Annotated in this window: 15 protein-coding genes; 8 read left to right on the top strand and 7 right to left on the bottom strand. The window is 70.4% G+C overall.

Annotated elements, in window-relative coordinates; all coding sequences use genetic code 11:
• Positions 1–55 precede the first annotated feature (55 nt).
• Genes narI through JOL79_RS23470 form a run of 5 tightly spaced genes read right to left on the bottom strand, consistent with a single transcriptional unit; the run spans position 56 to position 7,957 of the window.
• Positions 56–790: a respiratory nitrate reductase subunit gamma gene (gene narI, locus JOL79_RS23490; protein ID WP_210158057.1), complete on the bottom strand. Its 735-nt coding sequence runs from the start codon at positions 788–790 to the stop codon at positions 56–58.
• Positions 787–1,422, bottom strand: coding sequence for a nitrate reductase molybdenum cofactor assembly chaperone (gene narJ, locus JOL79_RS23485; protein WP_210158056.1), 636 nt, complete (start codon positions 1,420–1,422; stop codon positions 787–789). Before narJ ends, narI begins: the two co-directional genes overlap by 4 nt.
• A complete protein-coding gene (gene narH / locus JOL79_RS23480) occupies positions 1,419–3,071 on the bottom strand; it encodes a nitrate reductase subunit beta (protein ID WP_210158055.1) in 1,653 nt (550 codons plus the stop codon). Before narH ends, narJ begins: the two co-directional genes overlap by 4 nt.
• Position 3,072: 1 nt before the next feature.
• Positions 3,073–6,714 (bottom strand): nitrate reductase subunit alpha, encoded by a 3,642-nt coding sequence (locus tag JOL79_RS23475; protein WP_210158054.1) that lies wholly within the window; start codon positions 6,712–6,714, stop codon positions 3,073–3,075.
• A gap of 19 nt (positions 6,715–6,733) precedes the next feature.
• Positions 6,734–7,957 carry an MFS transporter gene (locus JOL79_RS23470; RefSeq protein WP_210158053.1) on the bottom strand — a complete coding sequence of 408 codons (1,224 nt, stop codon included), beginning with the start codon at positions 7,955–7,957 and terminating at the stop codon, positions 6,734–6,736.
• Positions 7,958–8,178: 221 nt separating this feature from the next.
• Here JOL79_RS23470 and JOL79_RS23465 point away from each other — a divergent pair, with 221 nt between their 5' ends.
• From JOL79_RS23465 to pflA, 3 genes are all read left to right on the top strand, one after another.
• Positions 8,179–8,601: an Hsp20/alpha crystallin family protein gene (locus tag JOL79_RS23465; protein WP_210158052.1), complete on the top strand. Its 423-nt coding sequence runs from the start codon at positions 8,179–8,181 to the stop codon at positions 8,599–8,601.
• A gap of 174 nt (positions 8,602–8,775) precedes the next feature.
• A complete protein-coding gene (pflB, locus tag JOL79_RS23460; protein WP_210158051.1) occupies positions 8,776–11,037 on the top strand; it encodes a formate C-acetyltransferase in 2,262 nt (753 codons plus the stop codon).
• A complete protein-coding gene (gene pflA / locus JOL79_RS23455; protein ID WP_210158050.1) occupies positions 11,037–11,822 on the top strand; it encodes a pyruvate formate-lyase-activating protein in 786 nt (261 codons plus the stop codon). The genes pflB and pflA overlap by 1 nt, the downstream gene beginning before the upstream one ends.
• Positions 11,823–11,866: 44 nt before the next feature.
• Here the strand turns inward: pflA and JOL79_RS23450 are convergent, their stop codons facing one another.
• Positions 11,867–12,733, bottom strand: coding sequence for a universal stress protein (locus tag JOL79_RS23450; protein WP_210158049.1), 867 nt, complete (start codon positions 12,731–12,733; stop codon positions 11,867–11,869).
• A 179-nt stretch (positions 12,734–12,912) separates the two neighbouring features.
• Between JOL79_RS23450 and JOL79_RS23445 the strand changes: the two genes are divergently transcribed.
• Both JOL79_RS23445 and JOL79_RS23440 read left to right on the top strand, forming a co-directional pair.
• Positions 12,913–13,386 (top strand): hemerythrin domain-containing protein, encoded by a 474-nt coding sequence (locus JOL79_RS23445; protein WP_210158048.1) that lies wholly within the window; start codon positions 12,913–12,915, stop codon positions 13,384–13,386.
• 718 nt (positions 13,387–14,104) lie between these two features.
• Entirely contained in the window at positions 14,105–14,449 is a 345-nt protein-coding gene (locus tag JOL79_RS23440; RefSeq protein ID WP_210158047.1) for a hypothetical protein, read from the top strand.
• A gap of 37 nt (positions 14,450–14,486) precedes the next feature.
• Here JOL79_RS23440 and adhE read toward each other — a convergent pair whose 3' ends face one another.
• The gene (gene adhE / locus JOL79_RS23435; RefSeq protein ID WP_307848684.1) at positions 14,487–17,162 is read right to left on the bottom strand and encodes a bifunctional acetaldehyde-CoA/alcohol dehydrogenase; all 2,676 of its coding nucleotides are present in this window, start codon (positions 17,160–17,162) and stop codon (positions 14,487–14,489) included.
• 368 nt (positions 17,163–17,530) lie between these two features.
• Here adhE and JOL79_RS23430 point away from each other — a divergent pair, with 368 nt between their 5' ends.
• From JOL79_RS23430 to JOL79_RS23420, 3 genes are read left to right on the top strand one after another with little or no spacing between them, the layout of a single operon-like run.
• On the top strand, positions 17,531–19,177 hold the full coding sequence (locus JOL79_RS23430; RefSeq protein WP_210158046.1) for a type 2 periplasmic-binding domain-containing protein: 1,647 nt from the start codon (positions 17,531–17,533) through the stop codon (positions 19,175–19,177).
• Positions 19,174–20,109 carry an ABC transporter permease gene (locus JOL79_RS23425; RefSeq protein ID WP_307848683.1) on the top strand — a complete coding sequence of 312 codons (936 nt, stop codon included), beginning with the start codon at positions 19,174–19,176 and terminating at the stop codon, positions 20,107–20,109. The genes JOL79_RS23430 and JOL79_RS23425 overlap by 4 nt, the downstream gene beginning before the upstream one ends.
• The gene (locus tag JOL79_RS23420) at positions 20,106–21,062 is read left to right on the top strand and encodes a carbohydrate ABC transporter permease (protein ID WP_210158044.1); all 957 of its coding nucleotides are present in this window, start codon (positions 20,106–20,108) and stop codon (positions 21,060–21,062) included. The genes JOL79_RS23425 and JOL79_RS23420 overlap by 4 nt, the downstream gene beginning before the upstream one ends.
• Positions 21,063–21,129: the final 67 nt, after the last annotated feature.

The raw sequence follows: 21,129 nt of genomic DNA, 5'->3' as shown, positions 1-21,129 counted from the left end.
CACCGCCGAACGCCGGTGCGGCGGGCGCCTCCGATCAGTTCTGGAAACCTGATGGTCAGGGGCGGCCCGCGGGCTCCCAGCCGCGGCGGGGCGGGCGGGAACCGGCTTGGTCGTCCCGGCTGCGATAGACGATGTACGGCCTGGTCAGATAGCCGACGGGGGCGGTCAGCATGTGCACAAGCCGGGTGAACGGCCAGACGGAGAACAGGACCAGCGCACTCAGCGCGTGCAGCTTGAACAGGATCGGCGCGCCCGCCATCGGTTCCCCGTCCGGCTGGAGGTAGAAGACCGACCGGAACCACGGCGAGATGGTGGTGCGGTAGTCGTAGCCGCCGCCGACGATGTTGGCCACGACCGTGGCGGCCAGGCCGAGCACGATCGTCAGGGCGAGCAGCGCGTACATCAGCTTGTCGTTGCGGGTGGTGGCGGTGAACACCGGGCCGACCGTGCGGCGGCGGTAGACGAGGATCGCCAGGCCGCCGACCGTGCAGATCCCCGCGACCGTGCCGAACACGACCGCCGTCAGGTGGTAGGCATGCTCGCTCACCCCCACCGCCTCGGTCCAGCTCTTGGGGATCACCAGACCGCCCACGTGGCCGAGCGCCACGACCAGGATGCCGAAGTGGAACAGCGGGCTGCCGATCCGCAGCAGCCGTGACTCGTACATCTGGGACGAGCGGGTCGTCCAGCCGAACTTGTCGTAGCGGTACCGCCAGACGTGGCCGAGCACGAAGATCGTCAAGGCCACGTAGGGGGCGACCACCCACAGCGTCACGTCGAGCGCGTTCACCGCGATCCTCCCGGCGTCCCGGGCCGCACCCGGACGAGGGCCTCATGGCCGTAGGGCTCCAGGCCGACCTCCTCGGCCGGTGGTCCCGCCTCGGCCAGCCGCAGCGCGGCCTGGCGCTCCCGCTCGGTCGGCGGGGGCAGCGTCGCAAGCACCGCCGTCACGACTTCGGCGTACGGCGAGCCCTCCTCTCGCAGCGCGCGCAGCAGCGTCTCCAGGCCGGCCCGGTGCTCGCGCAGCAGCCGCACCGCCTCCTCGGTGGCGCCACGCCCGGACAGCTCGCACACGACGCCCAGGTGGTCGGGCAGCTCGTCGGCGACCTCGAATCCCGCCGCCTGGTACGCGTGCTTGAACCGCAGCAGCGCCATCCCGCGCCGCCGCGTGTCGCCGTAGGTGTAGTAGGTCAGATAAGGGCTGCAGCGCCGCTTGAGGTCGAACGTCGCCACATAGTGCTCGGCCAGCTCGGCGAGCGGGGTGGCGGACACGTGGCCGAGGAAGGCGGCCAGCCGCCTGCCCGGCTCGCCCGGCCCCAGCTCCGCCACCGCGGCGTTCAGCAGCGGCAGCGCCTCGATCAGCCGTTCGTCGGGGTACGACAGCAACACCGAGGCCGTCAGGTGCACCGTACGATCGGTCACGACTTGTCCTTCCGCTTGGGGAACAGCCCGTCGGGGGCCCCCTTGCCGTCCCAGTTGAGCAGGTTGACCCGGCCGCGGAGCTCGCTCGCCCGGTCCAGATCGTCGGTGGCCTGCCGTTCCTTCAGCGCGTGGAAGTTCTCCACCGCGACCGGCGCGGGCAGGCCGGACGCCTCGCCGAACGGGCCGCCCATCCCCGGGCCGCCCTCGTAGTCGAGGCTGCACCCGGTCGCCAGCTCCTCCAGCCGGGCGCCCTCCTCGGCGTGCGCGTTGGGGATGACGTACCGCTCGGCGTACGGCGCGATGGCCAGCAGCCGGTACATCTCCTCGATCTCCTCGGGCTTGAGGCCCACAGCCGCCGGGATCGACTCGTCGCGCTCGCCGCCGAGGTTGATCCCGCGCATGAACGAGCGCATCGCGGCCAGCCTGCGCAGCGCCGCGCGCACGGGCTCGGGATCGCCCGCGGTGAACAGCTCCGCGAGGTAGCCGATCGGGATGCGCAGCGTCTCGATGGCGCCGAACAGGTTGCCGGCCCGTTCGCCGTCGTGACCGGTCTCGCGCAGCACGTCGACCACGGGCGACAGCGGGGGGATGTACCAGACCATCGGCATGGTCCGATATTCCGGATGCAGCGGCAGCGCCACGCCGAAGTCGAAGATCAGCTTGTGGATCGGGGAGCGGCGGGCCGCCTCCAGCCAGTCCTCAGGGATGCCGGCGGCCCGCGCGGCGGCGATCACCTGGGGGTCGTGGGGGTCGAGCATGACGCTCTTCTGCGCCTCGTACAGCGCCTTCTCGTCCCTGACCGACGCGGCCTCGGCGACGCGGTCGGCGTCGTACAGGATGAGGCCGATGTAGCGCAGCCGGCCGACGCAGGTCTCCGAGCACACGGTCGGGATGCCGACCTCGACTCTCGGATAGCAGAAGGTGCACTTCTCGGCCTTCCCGGTGCGGTGGTTGAAGTACACCTTCTTGTACGGGCAGCCGGTGACGCACATCCGCCAGCCCCGGCAGCGGTCCTGGTCGACCAGCACGATGCCGTCCTCGGAGCGCTTGTACATGGCGCCGGATGGGCACGAGGCCACGCACGACGGGTTGAGGCAGTGCTCGCAGATGCGCGGCAGGTAGAACATGAAGGTCCGCTCGAATTCGAGCTTGACCTGGTCGGACACCTTGCGCAGCACGGGGTCGGCGGGGGCCAGCTCGGGCGCGCCGGCGAGGTCGTCGTCCCAGTTGGCGCTCCATTTGATCTTCGTCGGTTCGCCGGTGATGAGTGAGCGGGGCCGGGCGACCGGGGTGTCCTCGGTGACCGGCGCGGAGAACAGGCGGTCGTAGTCGTAGGTCCAGGGCTCGTAGTAGTCGCCGATGGACGGCATGAGCGGGTTGGCGAAGATGGTCAGCAGCTTCTTCAGCCGTCCGCCGGCTTTGAGCTGGAGCCGGCCCCGCCGGTTGAGCTCCCAGCCGCCCTTCCATTTGTCCTGGTCCTCGTAGGTTCGGGGGTAGCCCTGGCCGGGCCGGGTCTCGACGTTGTTGAACCAGACGTACTCGGTGCCGGCCCGGTTGGTCCACGCCTGCTTGCAGGTCACCGAGCAGGTGTGGCAGCCGATGCACTTGTCCAGGTTCATCACCATGGCGAGTTGGGCCATGACTCTCATGTCAGTAATCCACCTCCTGGGCGCGGCGGCGGATCACCGTGACCTCGTCGCGCTGGTGACCCGTCGGCCCGAGATAGTTGAACGCGAAGCTGAGCTGCGCGTACCCGCCGATCAGGTGGGTCGGTTTGATCAGCAGCCGGGTGAGGCTGTTGTGAATGCCGCCGCGGCGGCCGGAGGTCTCGCTCCTCGGCACGTCCACCACGCGCTCCTGGGCGTGGTACATGTACACGGTCCCGGCGGGCATGCGGTGGGACACCACGGCCCGCGCGACGACCACGCCGTTGCGGTTGACCGCCTCGACCCAGTCGTTGTCGCGGATCCCCGCCCGCGCCGCGTCGGCCGGGCTCATCCAGATCGTCGGTCCGCCCCGCGACAGCGTGAGCATCAGCAGGTTGTCCTGATACTCCGAATGGATCGACCACTTGGAGTGCGGGGTGAGGTAACGCACCACGATGCCCTCCTCGCCACCCTGCCCCGCGGCGACGGCGGCGGCGTTGAGCGGCGGCCGGTACACGGGCAGCGCCTCGCCGGCCTCCTGCATCCAGTCGTGGTCGAGGTAGAAGTGCTGACGGCCGGTGAGGGTGTGCCAGGGCTTGCGGTGCTCGACGTTGATGGTGAAGGCGGAGTAGCGGCGGCCCCCGGTCTCGCTGCCCGACCACTCCGGCGAGGTGATCACCGGTGTCGGGCGTGACTGCGTGTCGGCGAAGGTGATCCGCCGGTGCTCGTCGGCGAGGCCGCCGAGGTCGGTGCCGGTCCGGCGGGCCAGGGTCGCGAACCCCTGGGCCGCCAACCGGCCGTTGGTGGTGCCGGACAGCGCGAGGATCGTCTCGCACATCGCGACGTCGGTCGCGAGCGAAGGCCGGCCGTCGGCCGCTCCCCCGCGCACGGTCCCGTTCACCCTGCCCAGCCGTTCGACCTCTGCCGCCACGTCGAACGTGACGCCCTTGGTCGTGGCGCCCAGGCGCTCGGCGAGCGGACCGAGCGCGGCCAGCTTGTCAGCGATCGCGCCGTAGTCCCGCTCGACCACCACGACCTTGGGGAACGTACGGCCGGGCACCGGCTCCTCGCCGGTCTGCCGCCAGTCGCGCACCCGTCCGTGCGGGCTGGCCATCTCGTCGGGCGTGTCGTGCAGCAGCGGCATGGCGACGACGTCCCGGCGTACGCCGAGACGGTCGCGCGCCAGCGCGCTGAACGCCCGGGCGATGGCGTGGAAGGCGGCGAAGTCGGTCCGCGTCTGCCACGGCGGGTCGATCGCCGGGGTGAACGCGTGCACGAACGGGTGCATGTCGGTCGACGACAGATCGTGCTTCTCATACCAGGTGGCCGCGGGGAGCACGATGTCGGAGAACAACGTGGTCGAGGTCATCCGGAAGTCCAGCGACAGCAGCAGGTCGAGCTTGCCCCGGGGCGCCTCGTCCCGCCAGGTCACATCGTCCGGCCGCCGGTCCGGGCCGTTCTCCTCCGCCCGCACCGCGTCGGACGCGCCGAGCAGGTGCCGCAGGAAGAACTCGTTGCCCTTCGCGGAGGAGCCGAGCAGATTGGCCCGCCACACGGTGAGCACCCGCGGCCAGTTCTCCGGCGCGTCGGGGTCCTCGCAGGCGAAGCCGAGGCGGCCCGCGCGCACCTGCTCCACCACGTACGGGCCGGTCTCCCGGCCGGCGCGCTCGGCCTCGTCGGCCAGGTCGAGCGGATTGCGGTCGAAGGTGGGATAGGACGGCATCCAGCCCAGGCGCGCGGACTGGGCGAGCAGGTCGGCGCTGGTGCGACCGGTGAAACCGCCGCCGAGCGGCGAGGCCACCACGTCGGCGGTGTGCTCGTCATAGCGCCACTGATCGGTGTGCAGATACCAGTAGGCCGTGCCGATCATCTGCCGGGGCGGACGGGACCAGTCCAGGCCGGAGGCCATCTGCGCCCAGCCGGTGACCGGGCGGCACTTCTCCTGCCCGACGTAGTGCGCCCAGCCTCCGCCGTTGACACCCTGGCAGCCGGTCAGCGTGACCAGCGCGAGGAACGCCCGGTACATCGTGTCGGAGTGGAACCAGTGGTTGGTCCCCGCCCCGAGGATGATCATCGAGCGACCGCCGGACTCCTCCGCGTTCCGGGCGAACTCCCGCGCGATGCGCGCCGCCGCGTCCGCGGGGACCGAGGTGATCGCCTCCTGCCAGGCGGGGGTGTACGGCTGCGCCGGGTCGTCGTAGCCGGACGGCCACTCCCCCGGCAGCCCGTCGCGGGCCACGCCGTACTGCGCGAGCATCAGGTCGAAGACCGTGGTGACCAGATGGCCGCCGACGCGGCGGGCGGGCACCCCGCGGCGCATCACTCCCGCGCCGGGGTCGTCGAACCTGGGCAGCGCCACCTCGGCCGCCTCCCCCTGGCCCGCCAGGGTGAGCACCGGGTCCACCTCGCCGAGGTCGAGGTTCCAGTGGCCCTCGCCCTCGGCGGAGAACCGGAAGCCGAGCGAGCCGCCCGGCACCACCGGTTCGCCGTCGCGGGAGTCGAGCAGGACGGTCTTGAATGCGGCTTCCTCGCCCTCCTCGCCCAGGTCCGCCGAGGTGAGGAACTTGTCCGGCACGTACCCCCCGTCGTGCTCGCGCAGCCGTACGAGGAAGGGCAGGTCGGTGTAGCGCTTCACGTAATCGACGAAGCGGGAGGTCTGCCGCTCGACGAAGAACTCGCGGAGGATCACGTGGCCCATCGCCATGGCCAGGGCACCGTCGGTGCCGGGGTGCGGGGACAGCCACTCGTCGGCGAACTTGGCCGCGTCGTTGTAGTCGGGGGCCATGACGACGACCTTCTGCCCCCGATAGCGGGCCTCGGCCATGTAGTGGGCGTCGGGGGTGCGCGTGACCGGGACGTTGGAGCCCCACAGCATCAGGTAGGAGGCGTCCCACCAGTCCGCCGACTCCGGCACGTCGGTCTGGTCGCCGAACACCTGCGGCGAGGCCACCGGCAGGTCGGCGTACCAGTCGTAGAACGACAGCATCGTGCCGCCGAGCAGCGAGACGAACCGCGCGCCCACGGCGTGGGAGACCATCGACATGGCCGGGATCGGCGAGAAGCCCGCGATCCGGTCGGGCCCGTACGCCTTGATCGTGTGCACGTGCGCCGCGGCGACGATCTCGGCGGCCTCGTCCCAGGAGACGCGGACGAGGCCACCCCTGCCCCGGACCTCCTGGTAGCGGCGGCGCTTGACGGGATCGGTCGTGATCTCCGCCCAGGCCGCCACCGGATCACCCAGCCGTGCCTTCGCCTCTCGGTACATCTCCACCAGCACGCCCCTGGCGTACGGGTAGCGCACCCGCGTCGGCGAGTAGGTGTACCAGGAGAAGGCCGCGCCGCGCGGGCAGCCGCGCGGCTCGTACTCGGGCCGGTCGTCCCCCACGCTGGGGTAGTCGGTCTGCTGGGCCTCCCAGGTGATGATGCCGTCCTTGACGTACACCTTCCACGAGCACGACCCGGTGCAGTTCACCCCGTGGGTCGAGCGCACCACCTTGTCGTGGCTCCACCGGTCCCGGTAGAACACGTCGCCCTGACGGCCGCCGATCTGGTGGAGCGTGCGCAGATCCGGTGACACCTCGCCGCGGCGCAGGTGGCGTCCCAGCCCGAGCAGGGCGTCGCCGAGCGGCCCGTCGATCCTCGACATCGATTTCCTCTCTCTCACGTCACACCAGGTCGCGGGCCGGTTCGGGCCGCTCGGGGGCGCCGGGTCGCAGCACGAACCAGCAGTAGACCAGGGCCGCCGCCGCGACGGCCGCCAGCAGCATGAGCCCGATCGCGTACGCACCGGTGGCCTGGTAGATGAGGCCCATGACGATCGGCGGCAGGAACCCGCCGAGGCCGCCGACGGCGCCGACCACGCCGGTCGCGCTGCCGATCGCGTGCGCAGGCACGGCCCGTCCGAGCAGCGCGAATATGGCCCCGTTGCCAAGGCCCAGCGCGGCCGCCACGGCCAGGAACCCGGCCGTCGCCAGTGGCATCGGCGGGGCGAACGACACGGCGACCGCGCACACCACCGCGACGGCGAGCGCCCCGGAGAGCACGATCTCGCCGCCGAAGCGGTCCGCCAGCCAGCCGCCCACCGGCCGGGCGAGCGTGGCCAGCACGACGAACCCGGCCGCCCGTGCGGCCGCGCCGGCCGTGGACAGCCCGTAGACCGCCTTCAGATACAGCGGCAGGTAGGCGCCGAACGCCACGAACCCGCCGAAGGTCAGCGCGTACATCGCGGCCAGTTCCCGGGTGACGCGCAACCGCCCCGCGGCCAGGAACCCGGCGAGGAACGGCTCGGTCGCGCGACGGGCGCCGGGCGCCTCCCGGCCGAACGCCAGGAACGCCAGCCCGACGACCACCAGCGCGACCGCGACCACGAAGAACGGCACCGGCCGGTTGAACCGGTCCGCCAGCCACGGAGTGGCGAAGCCGGAGATCGCCGTGCCGATGTTGCCCATCCCGAAGATCCCCAGAGCGAGCCCGCGGCGCTCCGGCGGGAACCAGGCGTTGACGAACGGCACGCCGATCGCGAAGGTCGCCCCCGTCAGGCCCAGGACGAACCCCCCGGCCAGCAACGCCGCATAGCTTCCGGCGAAGGCCAGGAAGACCACCGGGATCACGCCGAGCATGCTCGCCACCGCGAACATCAGCCGCCCGCCGAACCGGTCGGTCAGCGCGCCGAGCACGATCCGGCCCAGCGACCCGACGACGACCGGGATCGCGACCAGGACCGACGCCTCGAAGGGCGTCAGCCGGAGCAGTTCCTTGTAGGTCGAACTGAGCGGGCTGAGCAGCGCCCATGCCCAGAAATTGACCGCGAACCCCGTCGTGGCCAGTATCAACGCGGTCGCCCGGCCGCCCTTGCGTGTCTCCTCGGCGGCTGCCGTGCCTGCTGTCATTCCATTCCTCCGGGGGGAGAGGATCTTCCGCCTCATCCTCCCGCTGTGGCGGCGGGGACGTCAGGGACCTTGGTCCTTACTCGAGGATTTCGGACACGACACGTTGCGCTCGCGGAGCACACCGCGTGACGTGAGGTCCTTCGGGCGGGACCTTCTGCCCTGCCCGAGGAGAAGCGGCGGGTGTGTGCTTGGTACGTCGTCATCGAGACAAGGAGGTCACGATGAACACCACGGAGCGGAGCCAGGGCCGGTCCCCCCTCCCTGAACTGCTGGAGCTGCTGGAGAGCCCGATCTACGGGTTCCGGCCGTTCGGCCAGATCATCAGAGTGGAGGACTTCGTCGCGGACGGCCGGTACGTGCTGCGGGCGGAGCTGCCCGGCGTCGACCCCGACAAGGATCTCGAGGTCACTGTGGGCCACGGGATTCTCCACATCCGGGCCGAGAAGAGTAAGGAGGCCAAGGACACCAAGGAGCCGCGCCGCTCCGAGATCGCCTACGGCGCGTTCTCCCGCTCGGTCACGCTTCCCCCGACGGCCGACGCCGAGGACGTGACGGCCGTCTACAGGGACGGAGTCCTGGAGATCACGGTCGGTCTGGAACCGGAGAACAAGACCGCCGGCCGCAGGATTCTCGTCCGGCACTGACCCTTCGCGATCACCGGAGGGCGAACGAGACGCGGGCGGGGGCCGGCCGGGCCCCCGCCCCGTCCGCTGCCACCACCCTGATGACTTTGGTCCCCGTGATCGGTGACCTCTGCTCGGAGAGGCGGGCGGCGGCGGGGACGACAGTGAGAGCGGAACCGAGGAAGGGGACAGGCGATGACGGTCACGGAGGTCAGGACACAGGCGACCGCGCATCAGGCGTGGCGCGGTTTCCGCGGCACGACGTGGCGCGGGTCGGTGGACGTGCGCGACTTCATCCAGGCCAACTACACGCCGTACGAGGGCGACGAGTCGTTCCTGGCCGGCCCGACCGAGCGGACTCGCGCGGTGTGGGGGCAGGTGTCGGAACTGTTCCCCGAGGAGCGCCGGCGCGGTGTGTACGACGTGGACACCGCCACGCCCTCCTCGATCACCTCACACCCGCCCGGCTACATCGACTCCGAGCGCGAGCTGATCGTCGGATTGCAGACCGACGCTCCGCTGAAGCGGGCGATCATGCCGGCGGGCGGGCTGCGGATGGTCGAGAACGGCCTGGCGGCCTACGGGTACACGCTCGACCCGAAGGTGAAGGAGATCTTCACCAAGTACCGCAAGACGCACAACGACGGCGTCTTCGACGCCTACACCCCCGAGATCCGGGCGGCCCGCCGCGCGGGGATCATCACCGGGCTGCCCGACGCGTACGGCCGCGGGCGCATCGTCGGCGACTACCGGCGCGTCGCGCTGTACGGCGTGGACCGGCTGGTCGAGGCCAAGCGGGCCGAGCTGCGCTCGCTGGACGGGCGCTTCTCCACCGACGCGGTGATCCGCGACCGGGAGGAGCTGGCCGAGCAGATCCGCGCGCTGGACGAGCTGAAGCGCATGGCCGCCTCCTACGGCTACGACGTCTCCCGCCCGGCCGGCACCGCACGCGAGGCGATCCAGTGGCTCTACTTCGCCTATCTCGCCGCGGTCAAGGAGCAGAACGGCGCGGCCATGTCCCTCGGCCGCACCTCCACGTTCGTGGACGTCTACCTGGAGCGGGACCTCGCCGAGGGACGGCTCACCGAGCAGCGGGCCCAGGAGCTCGTCGACGACTTCGTCATCAAGCTGCGCATCGTCCGATTCCTGCGCACCCCCGAGTATGACCAGCTGTTCTCCGGCGACCCGACCTGGGTGACCGAGTCGATCGGCGGCATCGGCGCCGACGGCAGGCCGCTGGTGACCCGCACCAGCTACCGCTACCTGCAGACGCTGCGCAACCTCGGCCCCGCCCCGGAGCCGAACCTGACCGTCTTCTGGTCGCCGCGGCTGCCCGAGCCGTTCAAGCGGTTCTGCGCGGGCCTGTCCATCGAGACCAGTTCGATCCAGTACGAGAGCGACGAGCTGATGCGGCCGGCGTACGGCGACGACACCGCCATCGCCTGCTGCGTCTCGGCCGCCCCCGTCGGCAGGCAGATGCAGTTCTTCGGCGCCCGGGTCAACCTCGCCAAGGCCCTGCTGTACGCGATCAACGGCGGCCGGGACGAGATCAGCGGCGAGCAGGTCGGCCCGGCCTGCCCCGCGCTGACCGGCGACGTGCTCGACTACGAACAGGTCGCGGCGGCGTTCGACCGGATGATGGACTGGCTGGCCGAGACGTACGTGAACGCGCTGAACGTCATCCACTACATGCACGACAAGTACGCCTACGAGCGCATCGAGATGGCGCTGCACGACTACCCCGTCAAGCGCACGCTCGCCTGCGGCATCGCGGGCCTGTCGGTGGCCGCCGACAGCCTGTCGGCCGTCAAACACGCGGCCGTCCGGGTGGTCCGCGACGCGACCGGGCTGGCCGTGGACTACGTGGTCGAGGGCGACTACCCGGCGTACGGCAACAACGACGACCGCGCCGACGCCATCGCGGTGAACCTGGTGCGGTCGTTCATGGACAAGATCCGCCGCCACCCGTCCTACCGGGGCGCCGAGCACACCCAGTCGGTGCTCACCATCACCTCCAACGTCGTGTACGGCAAGCACACCGGCAACACCCCCGACGGACGCAGGGCCGGCACGCCGTTCGCCCCCGGGGCCAACCCGATGAACGGCCGCGACCGGCACGGCCTGGTCGCCTCGGCGCTGTCGGTGGCCAAACTCCCCTACGACCAGGCGCAGGACGGCATCTCGCTCACCAGCACGGTGACCCCCGACGGGCTGGGCCGTACGGCCGAGGACCGGGTCGCCGACCTCGTGGGCGTGCTCGACGGCTACTTCGACGCAGGCGGCTTCCACATGAACGTCAACGTGCTCGACCGCGCCACACTGATCGACGCGATGGAGCACCCCGAGGAATACCCCCAGCTCACGATCCGGGTCTCCGGCTACGCCGTGAACTTCGTCCGGCTCACCCGCGAGCAGCAGCAGGACGTCGTCGACCGCACCTTCCACGGACGGCTGTGATGCGCGACAGGCTCCTCGATGAGGCCGCCGCCGAGCTCCGCGTCCCGGAGCCGGCGGCGGGCGCCGGCGTCATCGAGTCGTGGGACCTGTCGGTCGGCGTGGACGGTCCCGGCACCCGCTTCGTGGTGTTCACCTGCGGCTGCCCGCTGCGCTGCCTGTACTGCCACAATCCCGAGACCTGGCGTATGCGCGACGGCCGGCGAGTCACCGTGGACCAGGTCATGACCGAGGTGGACCGCTACCGCCGGTTCATCTCGGTGGCCGGCGGAGGCGTGACGGTCAGCGGCGGAGAGCCGCTGTTGCAGCCCCGCTTCACCGGCGAACTGCTGCGCCGCTGCCACGGCGGCGGCCTGCACACCGCGCTGGACACCTCGGGGTTCCTCGGCGACCGCGCGAGCGACGCGCTGCTGGCCGACACCGACCTCGTCCTGCTCGACATCAAGTCGTGGGACCCGCAGGGCTACCGGCGGCTGACCGGCGCACGCCTGGAGCCGACCCTGCGCTTCGCCCGCAGGCTGGCCGACCTCGGCCGCCCCGTCTGGGTGCGGTTCGTCCTGGTCCCCGGCCACACCGACGCCGAGGAGAACGTGGACGGCCTGGCCCGGTTCGTCGCGACGCTCGGCAACGTCGAACGGGTCGACGTCCTGCCCTTCCACCGCATGGCCGCCGGCAAGTACGCCCGCCTCGGGCTCACCTTCCCCCTGGCCGGCGTCAAGCCCCCGGACCGGGCCCTGCTGGCGCGCGTGCACGCCCAGTTCGCCGCGCACGGCGTCCACAGCGTCTGACTCGTGCCGCCTCCCGCACGGCCCCCGGGGGGTCGCGGGCGTCTCTACTGTTCCGTGGTGGAAGGGCGCACGACGGCGACGGGGCAGCGTGCGTGGTGCAGGACGGCCCGGCTCACCGAACCGAGCACCACCGACCCGACGGCACCGAGCCCGCGGGACCCGACCACGAGGAGATCCGCCTTCTCGGCGGCGTCGACGAGTACGGGAACGGGGTGCGCGCACACGGCGCGAATCTCGGCGTCCACGTCGGAGTAGCGCTCCCGGTAGGCCGCCACCACAGTGGCCACGTGCCCCTCCTGGGCGTGCCGCACCTCGTCGATGTCGTAGATGATCTCTGGTGCGTACGCGTGTACGGGAAGTTGCCAGGCGTACAGCCCGAGCAGGCGGCAGCCACGCAGCCGCGCCTCCTCGAACGCGTATGTCAGCGCGGCCTCCGCCTCCTCGGAGCCGTCGACGCCGACCACGATCAGGCCGTGGGGCGCCGTCGCCTCGGGCCGCACCACCACAAGGGGGACGGAGACCTGGCCGGCCAGGTGCGTGCTGACCGAGCCGTGCAGCATGCCGGCGAACCCGCCATGGCCTCTGCTGCCGATCACGATTTCCGCCCCCTCGGCGGCTTCCCGGCGCAGCACCCTGGCCGGCTCGCCCTCCAGCAGGGCTGTGGTGACGCGGAGAGCGGGGTGGGTCTCCCGGACGGCCTGTTCGGCCTCCTCCAGAACGCGCCGTCCCGCGCCGAGCAGCTGATCATCGCTGGGGACGACGGGATAGCGCGTCAGCTCGTACGGCAGGCGGTCGACGGCGTGCACGACACGCAGTGGCAGAGCCTTGCGGGCGGCGTCGCCGGCGGCCCACTCCACCGCGGCGACCGCCGCGGGCGAGCCATCAGTGGCGACGATGACTGGCTTGATCATGACTCCTCCTGGTGTCCGCCTCCATTCGACCGCCCGCGCCGAGCGGGGTGCAGGGCCACTGGTCACCGCCGCGGGGGACCTTCCGCCCGTCCAAGGTCCCTGTCCCTCCAAGCCGAAGACCGGGCAACGTTGGAGTGAGTGGAGAGCGATATCGAGCACCTGTCGAGGATCGGAAACACATGTGTGAGTACTGCGGCTGCCAGGCCCTGACCGTGATCGACGAACTGACCCGTGAGCACGATGTGGTGGTCGACCTGATCGGAGACGCGCGCACGGCGTATACAGCCGGCGACGTGGACACGATGGCCGCCATCGCCAGGCGAATCGCCGTGGTCCTCGGCCCGCACACCGAGGTCGAGGAGCACGGCCTGTTCCCCGCCATGGCCGTGGAGTTTCCCGACCATATCGCGGGGCTGAAAGCGGAACACCGGCTCATCGAGGCCGTCCTCGGCGAGGCCGAGCACGGCACACCCGCCAACCCTGGTTGGCCACTCAGGCTGCTCGACATCCTGAATCTGCTGCGCGCCCACATCCTCAAAGAACAGGACGGGGTGTTCCCGGCGGCGCTGGCCTCCCTGAGCACCGCCGAGTGGGAGGCGATCGAGGCGGTCCGCGCTCGAGCCGGCACGCCGGGGCAGGCCGCTCTCGGCTGACAGAGCCCGGACTCTGGACAAGACCCCCTGGTCAGTGGTCGCAGGCGATCAGGGACAAGTGACGGGTGGGCAAGATGGGACCGGGCGTCGCGTTCTCGGCCACAGCCCGGCGAGGAGCGCGACGAGGATCTGCCGAGGACCGCGAGACCGAGCGTGAAGGCGAACCATCCGAGCCCGCCTACTCCCGACATGGTCACCGCACGCCGGATGTCCCTGTGCCGCGCCAGCACCTGACGCAGCGCCGGGGCATCGGCCGGGTGGGCGGGCGCGGCATGCGTCACGCCGCCGCGAAAGGTGAACAGGAGGGCCGCTCCCGCACCGACACCGATGGCCTCGGCCCAGAGCAGAGGCAACGGCCCGCCGATCGCGACAGCCCATCCCGCCGCGGGCGGCGCCAGAATCATCGTGACGCGGTGCGTGAAATCCTGCCAGGCCAGCATCTTCGTCGCGACAGTGGAACCAAGGCTGTCGCAGATGTCCGAGAGCAAGGCGCGTTGCCCCGGCCCGGCTCAGAGCGGTGGCACTTCCGGTGACGACGCCGGCGGTGACGAGGTGAACCGCGCTCACCGTGCCGATGGCCGCACCGACCGGAACAACGAGCAGGCCGGCCACCTGGACCGCGAGTACGCAGGCGAGGGATCTGCCCGTGGATGCTCCTATGGATGTCAAGCAGCGAGCTCGTGATCGTTCGTGGTGATGATTCGGTAGAGCCGTGCCGATGAGAGGCGGCCGGCGGCCGTTCGCCGACCTCGACGTCGTCGCCTACACCTACGACATGTCCGCGGCCACGCTACGGCTCGCGCGGCTACGGAAATGCCCGGCCGTCCTGCCCCGCGGGCTCGGGCTCGCCTACGCCCAGGAAGGAGACCGCGTATCGGCCGTGCCGCTGCCCGGCCGCCTCACGCTCTTCATGGTGACCCGCCGCCCCGCTCCCCACGAGCTCACGGCAGTGGTGAAGCCGCTTCCTGGCCGCCTCGGCCTGCATCGGCCGCCGGCGAGACGACCGGGCGAATCGGCACCGCCCTCATCCTCGGCGCCGGAACGCGCATCGCCGCCCGTCTGACAGGGAGCGGGACAGATGCGTCCGGAGGCGGAAGGGGCTACTCCGCGGGACGCCCGTAGTAGGCGGCCCGCATCAGCGCCTGCATGTCCTCCAGCATGGGCATCCGGGGGTTGGCCGGCGCGCACTGGTCCTCGTACGCGTTGAGCGCCTGCTGCGGGAGCGCGTCGACGAACGCCTTCTCGTCGACGCCGATGTCCTGGAAGGACCGCTCGATCCCGGCCGCGTCGCGCAGGCGCTCGATGGCCGCGGCGAGCGACTCGACCCCTTCGGCCGGCGTGGCCGCGGGGAGCCCCAGCGTCCGGGCGATTTCCTGGAACCGCTCCGGTGCCCGGTAGTCCTCATACTTGGGCCACCCCGACAACTTCGACGGGACGGTGCCGTTGTAGCGGATGACGTGTGGCAGCAGGATGGCGTTCGTGCGTCCGTGGGCCACGTGGAAGGTGGCGCCGAGCGTGTGCGACATGGCGTGCACGATGCCGAGGAAGGCGTTGCCGAAGGCCATTCCGGCGATCGTGGCGGCGTTGTGCATCTTCTCCCTGGCCTCCGGGTCGGCGGCGCCGCGGGTGACCGCACGCTCCAGATACCGGAAGATGATCCTGATGGCGTGCAGGGCCGGGCCGTCGGTGAAGTCGTTGGCGTACACCGACACGTACGACTCGACGGCGTGGGTGAGGGCGTCGAAGCCGCTGTCGGCGGTGACCACCCGGGGCAGGTCGGCGGCGAGGACCGGGTCCACGATCGCGACGCTCGGGGTCAGCGCGTAGTCGGCCAGCGGATACTTCTTGCCCGTCGCCGTGTCGGTGATTACGGCGAACGGCGTGACCTCCGCTCCCGTGCCCGAGGTGGTCGGCACGCACACGAGACGGGCGAGCTCGCCCAGGGCCGGGAAGCGGAAGGCGCGCTTGCGTACGTCGAAGAACTTCTCCTTCATGTCCGCGAAGACGACTTCAGGGTGCTCGTAGCGCAGCCACATCACCTTGGCCGCGTCCATCACCGAGCCGCCGCCGAGGGCGACGATGGTGTCGGGCCCGAAGGCGCGCATGAGGTCGGCGCCCCTGTCGACGGTCGCCACGCTCGGTTCGGGCTCCACGTCGTCGATGATCTGCAGAGCCACCCGCTCACCGCGCCGCCGCAGCACGTCGGTGACGCGGTCGACGTATCCCAGCCGGGTCATGACGGCGTCGGCGACGATCGTGACACGGTGCACATCCGGCATGTCCACCAGGTAGCGGATCGCGTTCGGCTCGAAGTAGATCTTCGGTGGGACCTTGAACCACTGCAGGTTGTTGTTGCGCCGCCCGATCCGCTTGATGTTGATCAGGTTGACCGCCGAGACGTTGTTCGACACCGAGTTGTGCCCGTAGCTGCCGCAGCCCAGGGTCAGCGAGGGCAGGAACGCGTTGTACATGTCGCCGATGCCGCCCTGGGAGGCGGGGGCGTTCCAGATCACCCGCACCGCCTTGACCCTGGTGCCGTACCTTTCGGCGAGCGCGGCGTCCTCGGTGTGGATGACGGCGCTGTGCCCGAGGCCGTCGAACTCGACCATGCGCTCGGCGAGGGCCAGGCCCTCCTCCCGGGTGCGGGACCGCAGTACGGCGAGCACGGGGCACAGCTTCTCCCTGGTCAGCGGCTCGCGCGGGCCGACCTCATCCACCGGGACGAGGATCAGGGAGGTGTCCTGCGGCACGGCGAACCCGGCCTGCTCGGCGATCCAGTGCGGGGAACGCCCCACGACGTCCGGGTTGAGCCTGGCCTCGGAGCAGGAGGCGCCGCGGGCCGTCACCCCGAACACGAACTCCTCCAGCTTCGCCTTGTCCTGCGGCGTGGCGACGTGGGCGTGCAGCCGGGCGAACTCGCCAAGCGCGGCGTCGTAGATCTCCTCGTCGAGGATGACGGCCTGTTCGGACGCGCAGATCATGCCGTTGTCGAACGTCTTGGACAGCACGACGTCGTGCACCGCCCGGCGCAGCTTGGCCGTCCGCTCGATGTAGGCGGGGACGTTGCCCGCCCCCACGCCCAGAGCCGGCTTACCCGCCGAGTACGCGGCCCTGACCATGGCGTTCCCGCCGGTGGCGAGGATGACCGACACGCCTTCGTGGCGCATCAGCGCGCCGGTCGCCTCCAGCGATGGTTCCTCGATCCACTGGACGCAGTGCTCGGGCGCGCCGGCGGCGACGGCGGCGTCGCGGACGATCCTGGCCGCCTCGGCGCTGCAGCGCTGGGCCGCGGGGTGGAACGCGAACACGATGGGGTTGCGGGTCTTCAGCGCCAGCAGGGCCTTGAAGATCGTGGTCGAGGTGGGATTGGTGACCGGGGTGACGCCGCAGACCACCCCGACGGGATCCGCGATCTCGACGATGCCGTTGATCTCGTCGCGGGACACCACTCCGACCGTCTTGAGGCCGGCCATGCTGTGGGTCACGTGCTCGCAGGCGAAGATGTTCTTGACCGCCTTGTCCTCGAACAGGCCGCGGCCGGTCTCCTCGACCGCCAGGCGGGCGAGCGCGGCGTGCCGGTCCAGTGCGGCGACGGACGCCTTCTTGACGATGTGGTCGACCTGCTCCTGGGTGAAGGACTCGTACTCCGTCAGTGCCTTCAGCGCGCCGGTCACCAGCGTGTCGATCGCGGCGTGCACGCCGGCGGGCAGGGCCGCTCCGGCCGGGGAGTCGGTCATCTGGATCACCTCGTGGGGCTGGGTCGGCAGGCTTGTCACCTTCATCCTTCTGGGGTCGCCGCGACCGCACCGCTGCGCAAGGGCCCCGCCCCGAAGGACCAAGGTCCCCGGTTCCGGCGCCGCCGCCCGGGCGCGCCGGGCGGCCGCAGCGACCCTCCCGGACCCGGGCTCCGCGGGAGGGGGCCCGGCCCGTACGGCGCTTCGTCCAGGAGGAGGAGAACCACTCCTCCCTCGTCCCCTGACCGTCAGGACCGTGATTGTTTCATCGAGGGACAGTTGTCCGACCAGGCCGTGGAAAGTTTCGTTTACGAACTGTTCTTGTTCTCCCTGAAAACAGGTCACTACTCTCGCGGCAACACAGAAGCGCGCCGACTTCGAAGGGGACATCCCCCACCGTGAGACCCGAGTTGAACCGCAGAAGCTTCGTCGCCATCGCCGCGGCGACTCCCCTCCTCGCCGCCTGCGGGGGCGCGGCCCGGCAGAAGGCCGGCACGAACACCAGGGCGGGCCTGCGAGCGGCATTGCCGTCCTACGTGCCCAGCGGCTCTGTCACGCCGGACATCCCGTCCTTGGCGGGCGGAGCCGGAGCCGCGACCGATCCCGCCTTCCTGGCCTACCCCGCAAGCCGGGTCGCCACCGTCCAGGGAACTCCGGGCCGGGGCGGGAGCTACACCGCCGTCACACCGCTCTGGGGCACCGTGCCGCCTGCGGGGAACTCCTTCTACGAGGCCATGGACAAGGCCCTGGGCGTCACCCTCACCATGAAGCCGGCGGACGGCAACAACTACAACACCGTCGTCCCGACGATGACCGCCGCCAGGCGCCTGCCCGACTGGATCCAGCTGCCGACCTGGTGGAACTCCATCTTCAACGTCGGCGGGCTGGCTGGGACGCAACTCGCCGACCTCACGCCCTACCTGGCGGGCGACAAGATCAAGAGGTATCCGAACCTCGCCGCCATCCCGACCGGCGCCTGGCAGACCGGAGCGTGGGGCGACAAGCTCTACGGCATCCCCTCCTTCTCCAGCGACTTCGTCATCGCCGGCGCCGTCTTCCACCGCCGGGACGTCCTGCAGGCGAAGGGAATCACCGCCGACCAGGTGCGGTCGGCGGACGACCTGATGAACCTGGGCAGGGAGCTGACCGACGCCAAACGCGGCGTCTGGGCCTTCGACGACGTGTGGACCTACCTCTTCCCCGCCTGGGACGTCCCCCTGACGTGGGATGTCCGGGACGGCAGGCTTATCCACAAGTACGAGATGCCGCAGTTCTTCGAGGCGCTCGACTGGCACCATCGCATGGCGCGGGCCGGCTACCTGCATCCGGACGCCGCCGCCGGTCAGAACGCGAATGCCGACACCCGCTTCTACTCGGGGAAGGTGCTGATCAGTGGCGGCGGCAGCGGCGCCTGGAACCTCGCCGACCACCAGTCCGGCACCGCCGCCGACAAGGACTACCGCCGCGGCGCGTTCGACTTCTTCGCCGCGGACGGCACGAGCGCGCCCCGCGTCGCCATGGGACCCTCCACGAACGTCATCAGCTATCTCAACAACAGGCTGAAGCCGGACCAGATCGAGGAACTGCTCGCGGTCGCCGACTACCTGGCCGCTCCCTTCGGCTCGGCCGAGTACACGATGGTGAACTTCGGGGTCGAGGGCGTCCACTTCACGATGAAGGACGGGGTTCCGACCGCGACCGAGGACGGGAAGAAGTTCGTCCAGGCGATGACCTTCCCGTTCCTGGCCTCGCCGCCCGCCGTGATCAGTAACCCCGGCGCCGGCATCGTCACCAGGGACTACGCCGCCTGGCAGGCCGCCAACGTCAAGGCGCTCTACAAGCCGGTCTTCTGGAACACGAACATCAGCATGCCCCAGTCACTGTCGGCGGCCAGTGCGGCGCAGGCCGTCGAGGACGCCATCAAGGACTGCTATCACGGGAGAACGAAGGTCTCCGAGGTCCAGGCCGCCGTCTCCACATGGAAGACCGGCGGCGGCGACCGGCTCACGCAGTGGATGACCGACAACGTGCTGAGCAAATACGGCACCGGTCAGTGAGCACACCGCGCTCGTGGCAGGAGCGTCCGGGCCGGCGGATCAGGCTGCGGCGCGACCGCTCTCTGCTCATCATGGTGGTCCCCGCGGTCGTCCTGCTGCTCGTCTTCAACTACGCCCCGCTGTTCGGGCTGCTCACCGCGTTCCAGTACTACGACCCGCTGGCCGGGGTCTGGAACAGCGATTGGGCGGGCTTCGACCAGTTCCACCGGCTGTTCGCCGACCCGCTGTTCTGGGGCGCGCTGAAGAACACGCTCTACCTCAGCCTGGTCCAGCTGGTCCTGTTCTTCCCGATCCCGATCGCATTGGCGCTGCTGCTCAACTCGGTGCTCAGCGGGCGGATGCGCAACTTCATCCAGTCGGTCGTCTACCTGCCGCACTTCTTCTCATGGGTGCTGGTCATCACGATATTTCAGCAGTTGCTGGGCGGTGCGGGCGCGCTCAACCAGTTCCTGCGCTCCCACGACCTGCAGACCTGGGACATCACGACCAATCCGAGCACCTTCGTGCTGCTTGTCACCTCGCAGGTGGTCTGGAAGGAGGCCGGCTGGGGGATCGTGGTCTTCCTGGCCGCTCTGTCCGCCGTCAATCCCGGGCTCTACGAGGCCGCGGCCGTGGACGGCGCCGGGCGCTTCAGGCGGATGTGGCACATCACCCTTCCGGGCCTGCGTGGAGTGATCGTGCTGATGCTGGTGCTCCGCCTCGGAAATGCGCTCTCGGTGGGCTTCGAGCAGTTCCTCATCCAGCGCGACGCCGTCGGCCACGAGAGCGCGGAGGTGCTCGACACCTATGCGTTCTACTACGGCATCGCGACGGCCGACTACAGCCTGGGTGCGGCGGCCGGGCTCTTCAAGAGCGTGATATCGCTCCTGCTCATCTGGGGCGCCAACAAGCTGGCGCACTGCTTCGGCGAGGACGGACTGTACCGGAGATGACCAAGGTGTTCACCATCGGCACCGGCACGAGCACGGCGAGGGCACCGCGGGCGCGGGCGGAACGCCGGCCGTGGCAGGAGCGGCCGACCCTCGCCGGCCAGTCCGCCAAGGGCCTCTCCCTCGGCGGGGTGCTGGCGGTCATGCTGGTCCCGTTGTGGATCGTCGTGGTGACCAGCCTGTCCACGCCCGGTGCCGTCAACCGGGCCGGCGGCCTCGTCGTCTGGCCCGACGGCCTCACCTTGCAGGCCTACCGGGAGATGCTGACCGACCCGACCGTACGCACCGCGCTGATGGTCAGCCTCGGCATCACCGTCGCCGGCACGGCGCTGTCCATGGTCGTCTCGGTCCTGTGCGCCTATGGCCTGTCGCGTCCGCGTTCGCTCGGGCACCGCCTCATCCTGGTGCTGCTCATCGTCACGATGTTCGTCAGCGGCGGGCTGATCCCCACCTTCCTGGTGGTCACCGGGCTGGGCGGCTACGGACAGTGGTGGGCGTTGATCCTCCCGAGCGCGGTCTCGGTCTTCAACATCCTGGTGCTCCGCTCCTTCTACGCGAAGACCTCCGCCGAACTGATCGACGCGGCCCGGATGGACGGCGCGGGCGACTGGCGGATCCTCTGGTCGGTCGTCCTGCCGACCTCTCGCGCGGTGACGGCGGTAATCGCCCTCTTCTACGCCGTCGGCTACTGGAACTCCTTTTTCACCGTCATGCTCTACCTGCCGACCGACAGCGAGAAGTGGCCGCTGCAGTACGTGCTGCTCACCTATGTCAACCGCGGCGCCGGGATGCCGGGATCGGTCAACGCGGGCTTCGGCCTGGCGCACACGCAGACCACTCCCCTGTCGACGCAGATGGCGGTGGTGGCGCTGACCCTGGTGCCGCTCCTGATCGTCTACCCGTTCGTCCAGAAGCACTTCCGCACGGGAGTTCTCACGGGCGCGGTCAAGGGGTGAACCACCCGGCCGCCGCGGATGCCAGAATGGCCCCAGACCGTCGCGTGAAGACCGGGCGGATTCAGGC

The sequence above is a fragment of the Microbispora oryzae genome (genome assembly GCF_017896165.1).
GTDB classification, from domain to species: Bacteria; Actinomycetota; Actinomycetes; order Streptosporangiales; family Streptosporangiaceae; genus Microbispora; species Microbispora oryzae.
Note: the sequence above shows the minus strand (reverse complement) of the source record. Positions and strands in the feature narration are given on the sequence as shown.

Excerpts from the sequence above, each read along its gene's own strand:
- JOL79_RS23475 (WP_210158054.1), bottom strand. The coding sequence starts at position 6,714 with ATGTCGAGGATCGACGGGCCGCTCGGCGACGCCCTGCTCGGGCTGGGA.
- pflB (WP_210158051.1), top strand. The coding sequence starts at position 8,776 with ATGACGGTCACGGAGGTCAGGACACAGGCGACCGCGCATCAGGCGTGG.
- JOL79_RS23445 (WP_210158048.1), top strand. The coding sequence starts at position 12,913 with ATGTGTGAGTACTGCGGCTGCCAGGCCCTGACCGTGATCGACGAACTG.
- JOL79_RS23450 (WP_210158049.1), bottom strand. The coding sequence starts at position 12,733 with ATGATCAAGCCAGTCATCGTCGCCACTGATGGCTCGCCCGCGGCGGTC.
- JOL79_RS23465 (WP_210158052.1), top strand. The coding sequence starts at position 8,179 with ATGAACACCACGGAGCGGAGCCAGGGCCGGTCCCCCCTCCCTGAACTG.
- JOL79_RS23470 (WP_210158053.1), bottom strand. The coding sequence starts at position 7,957 with ATGACAGCAGGCACGGCAGCCGCCGAGGAGACACGCAAGGGCGGCCGG.
- pflA (WP_210158050.1), top strand. The coding sequence starts at position 11,037 with ATGCGCGACAGGCTCCTCGATGAGGCCGCCGCCGAGCTCCGCGTCCCG.
- JOL79_RS23440 (WP_210158047.1), top strand. The coding sequence starts at position 14,105 with ATGAGAGGCGGCCGGCGGCCGTTCGCCGACCTCGACGTCGTCGCCTAC.
- narH (WP_210158055.1), bottom strand. The coding sequence starts at position 3,071 with ATGAGAGTCATGGCCCAACTCGCCATGGTGATGAACCTGGACAAGTGC.
- JOL79_RS23420 (WP_210158044.1), top strand. The coding sequence starts at position 20,106 with ATGACCAAGGTGTTCACCATCGGCACCGGCACGAGCACGGCGAGGGCA.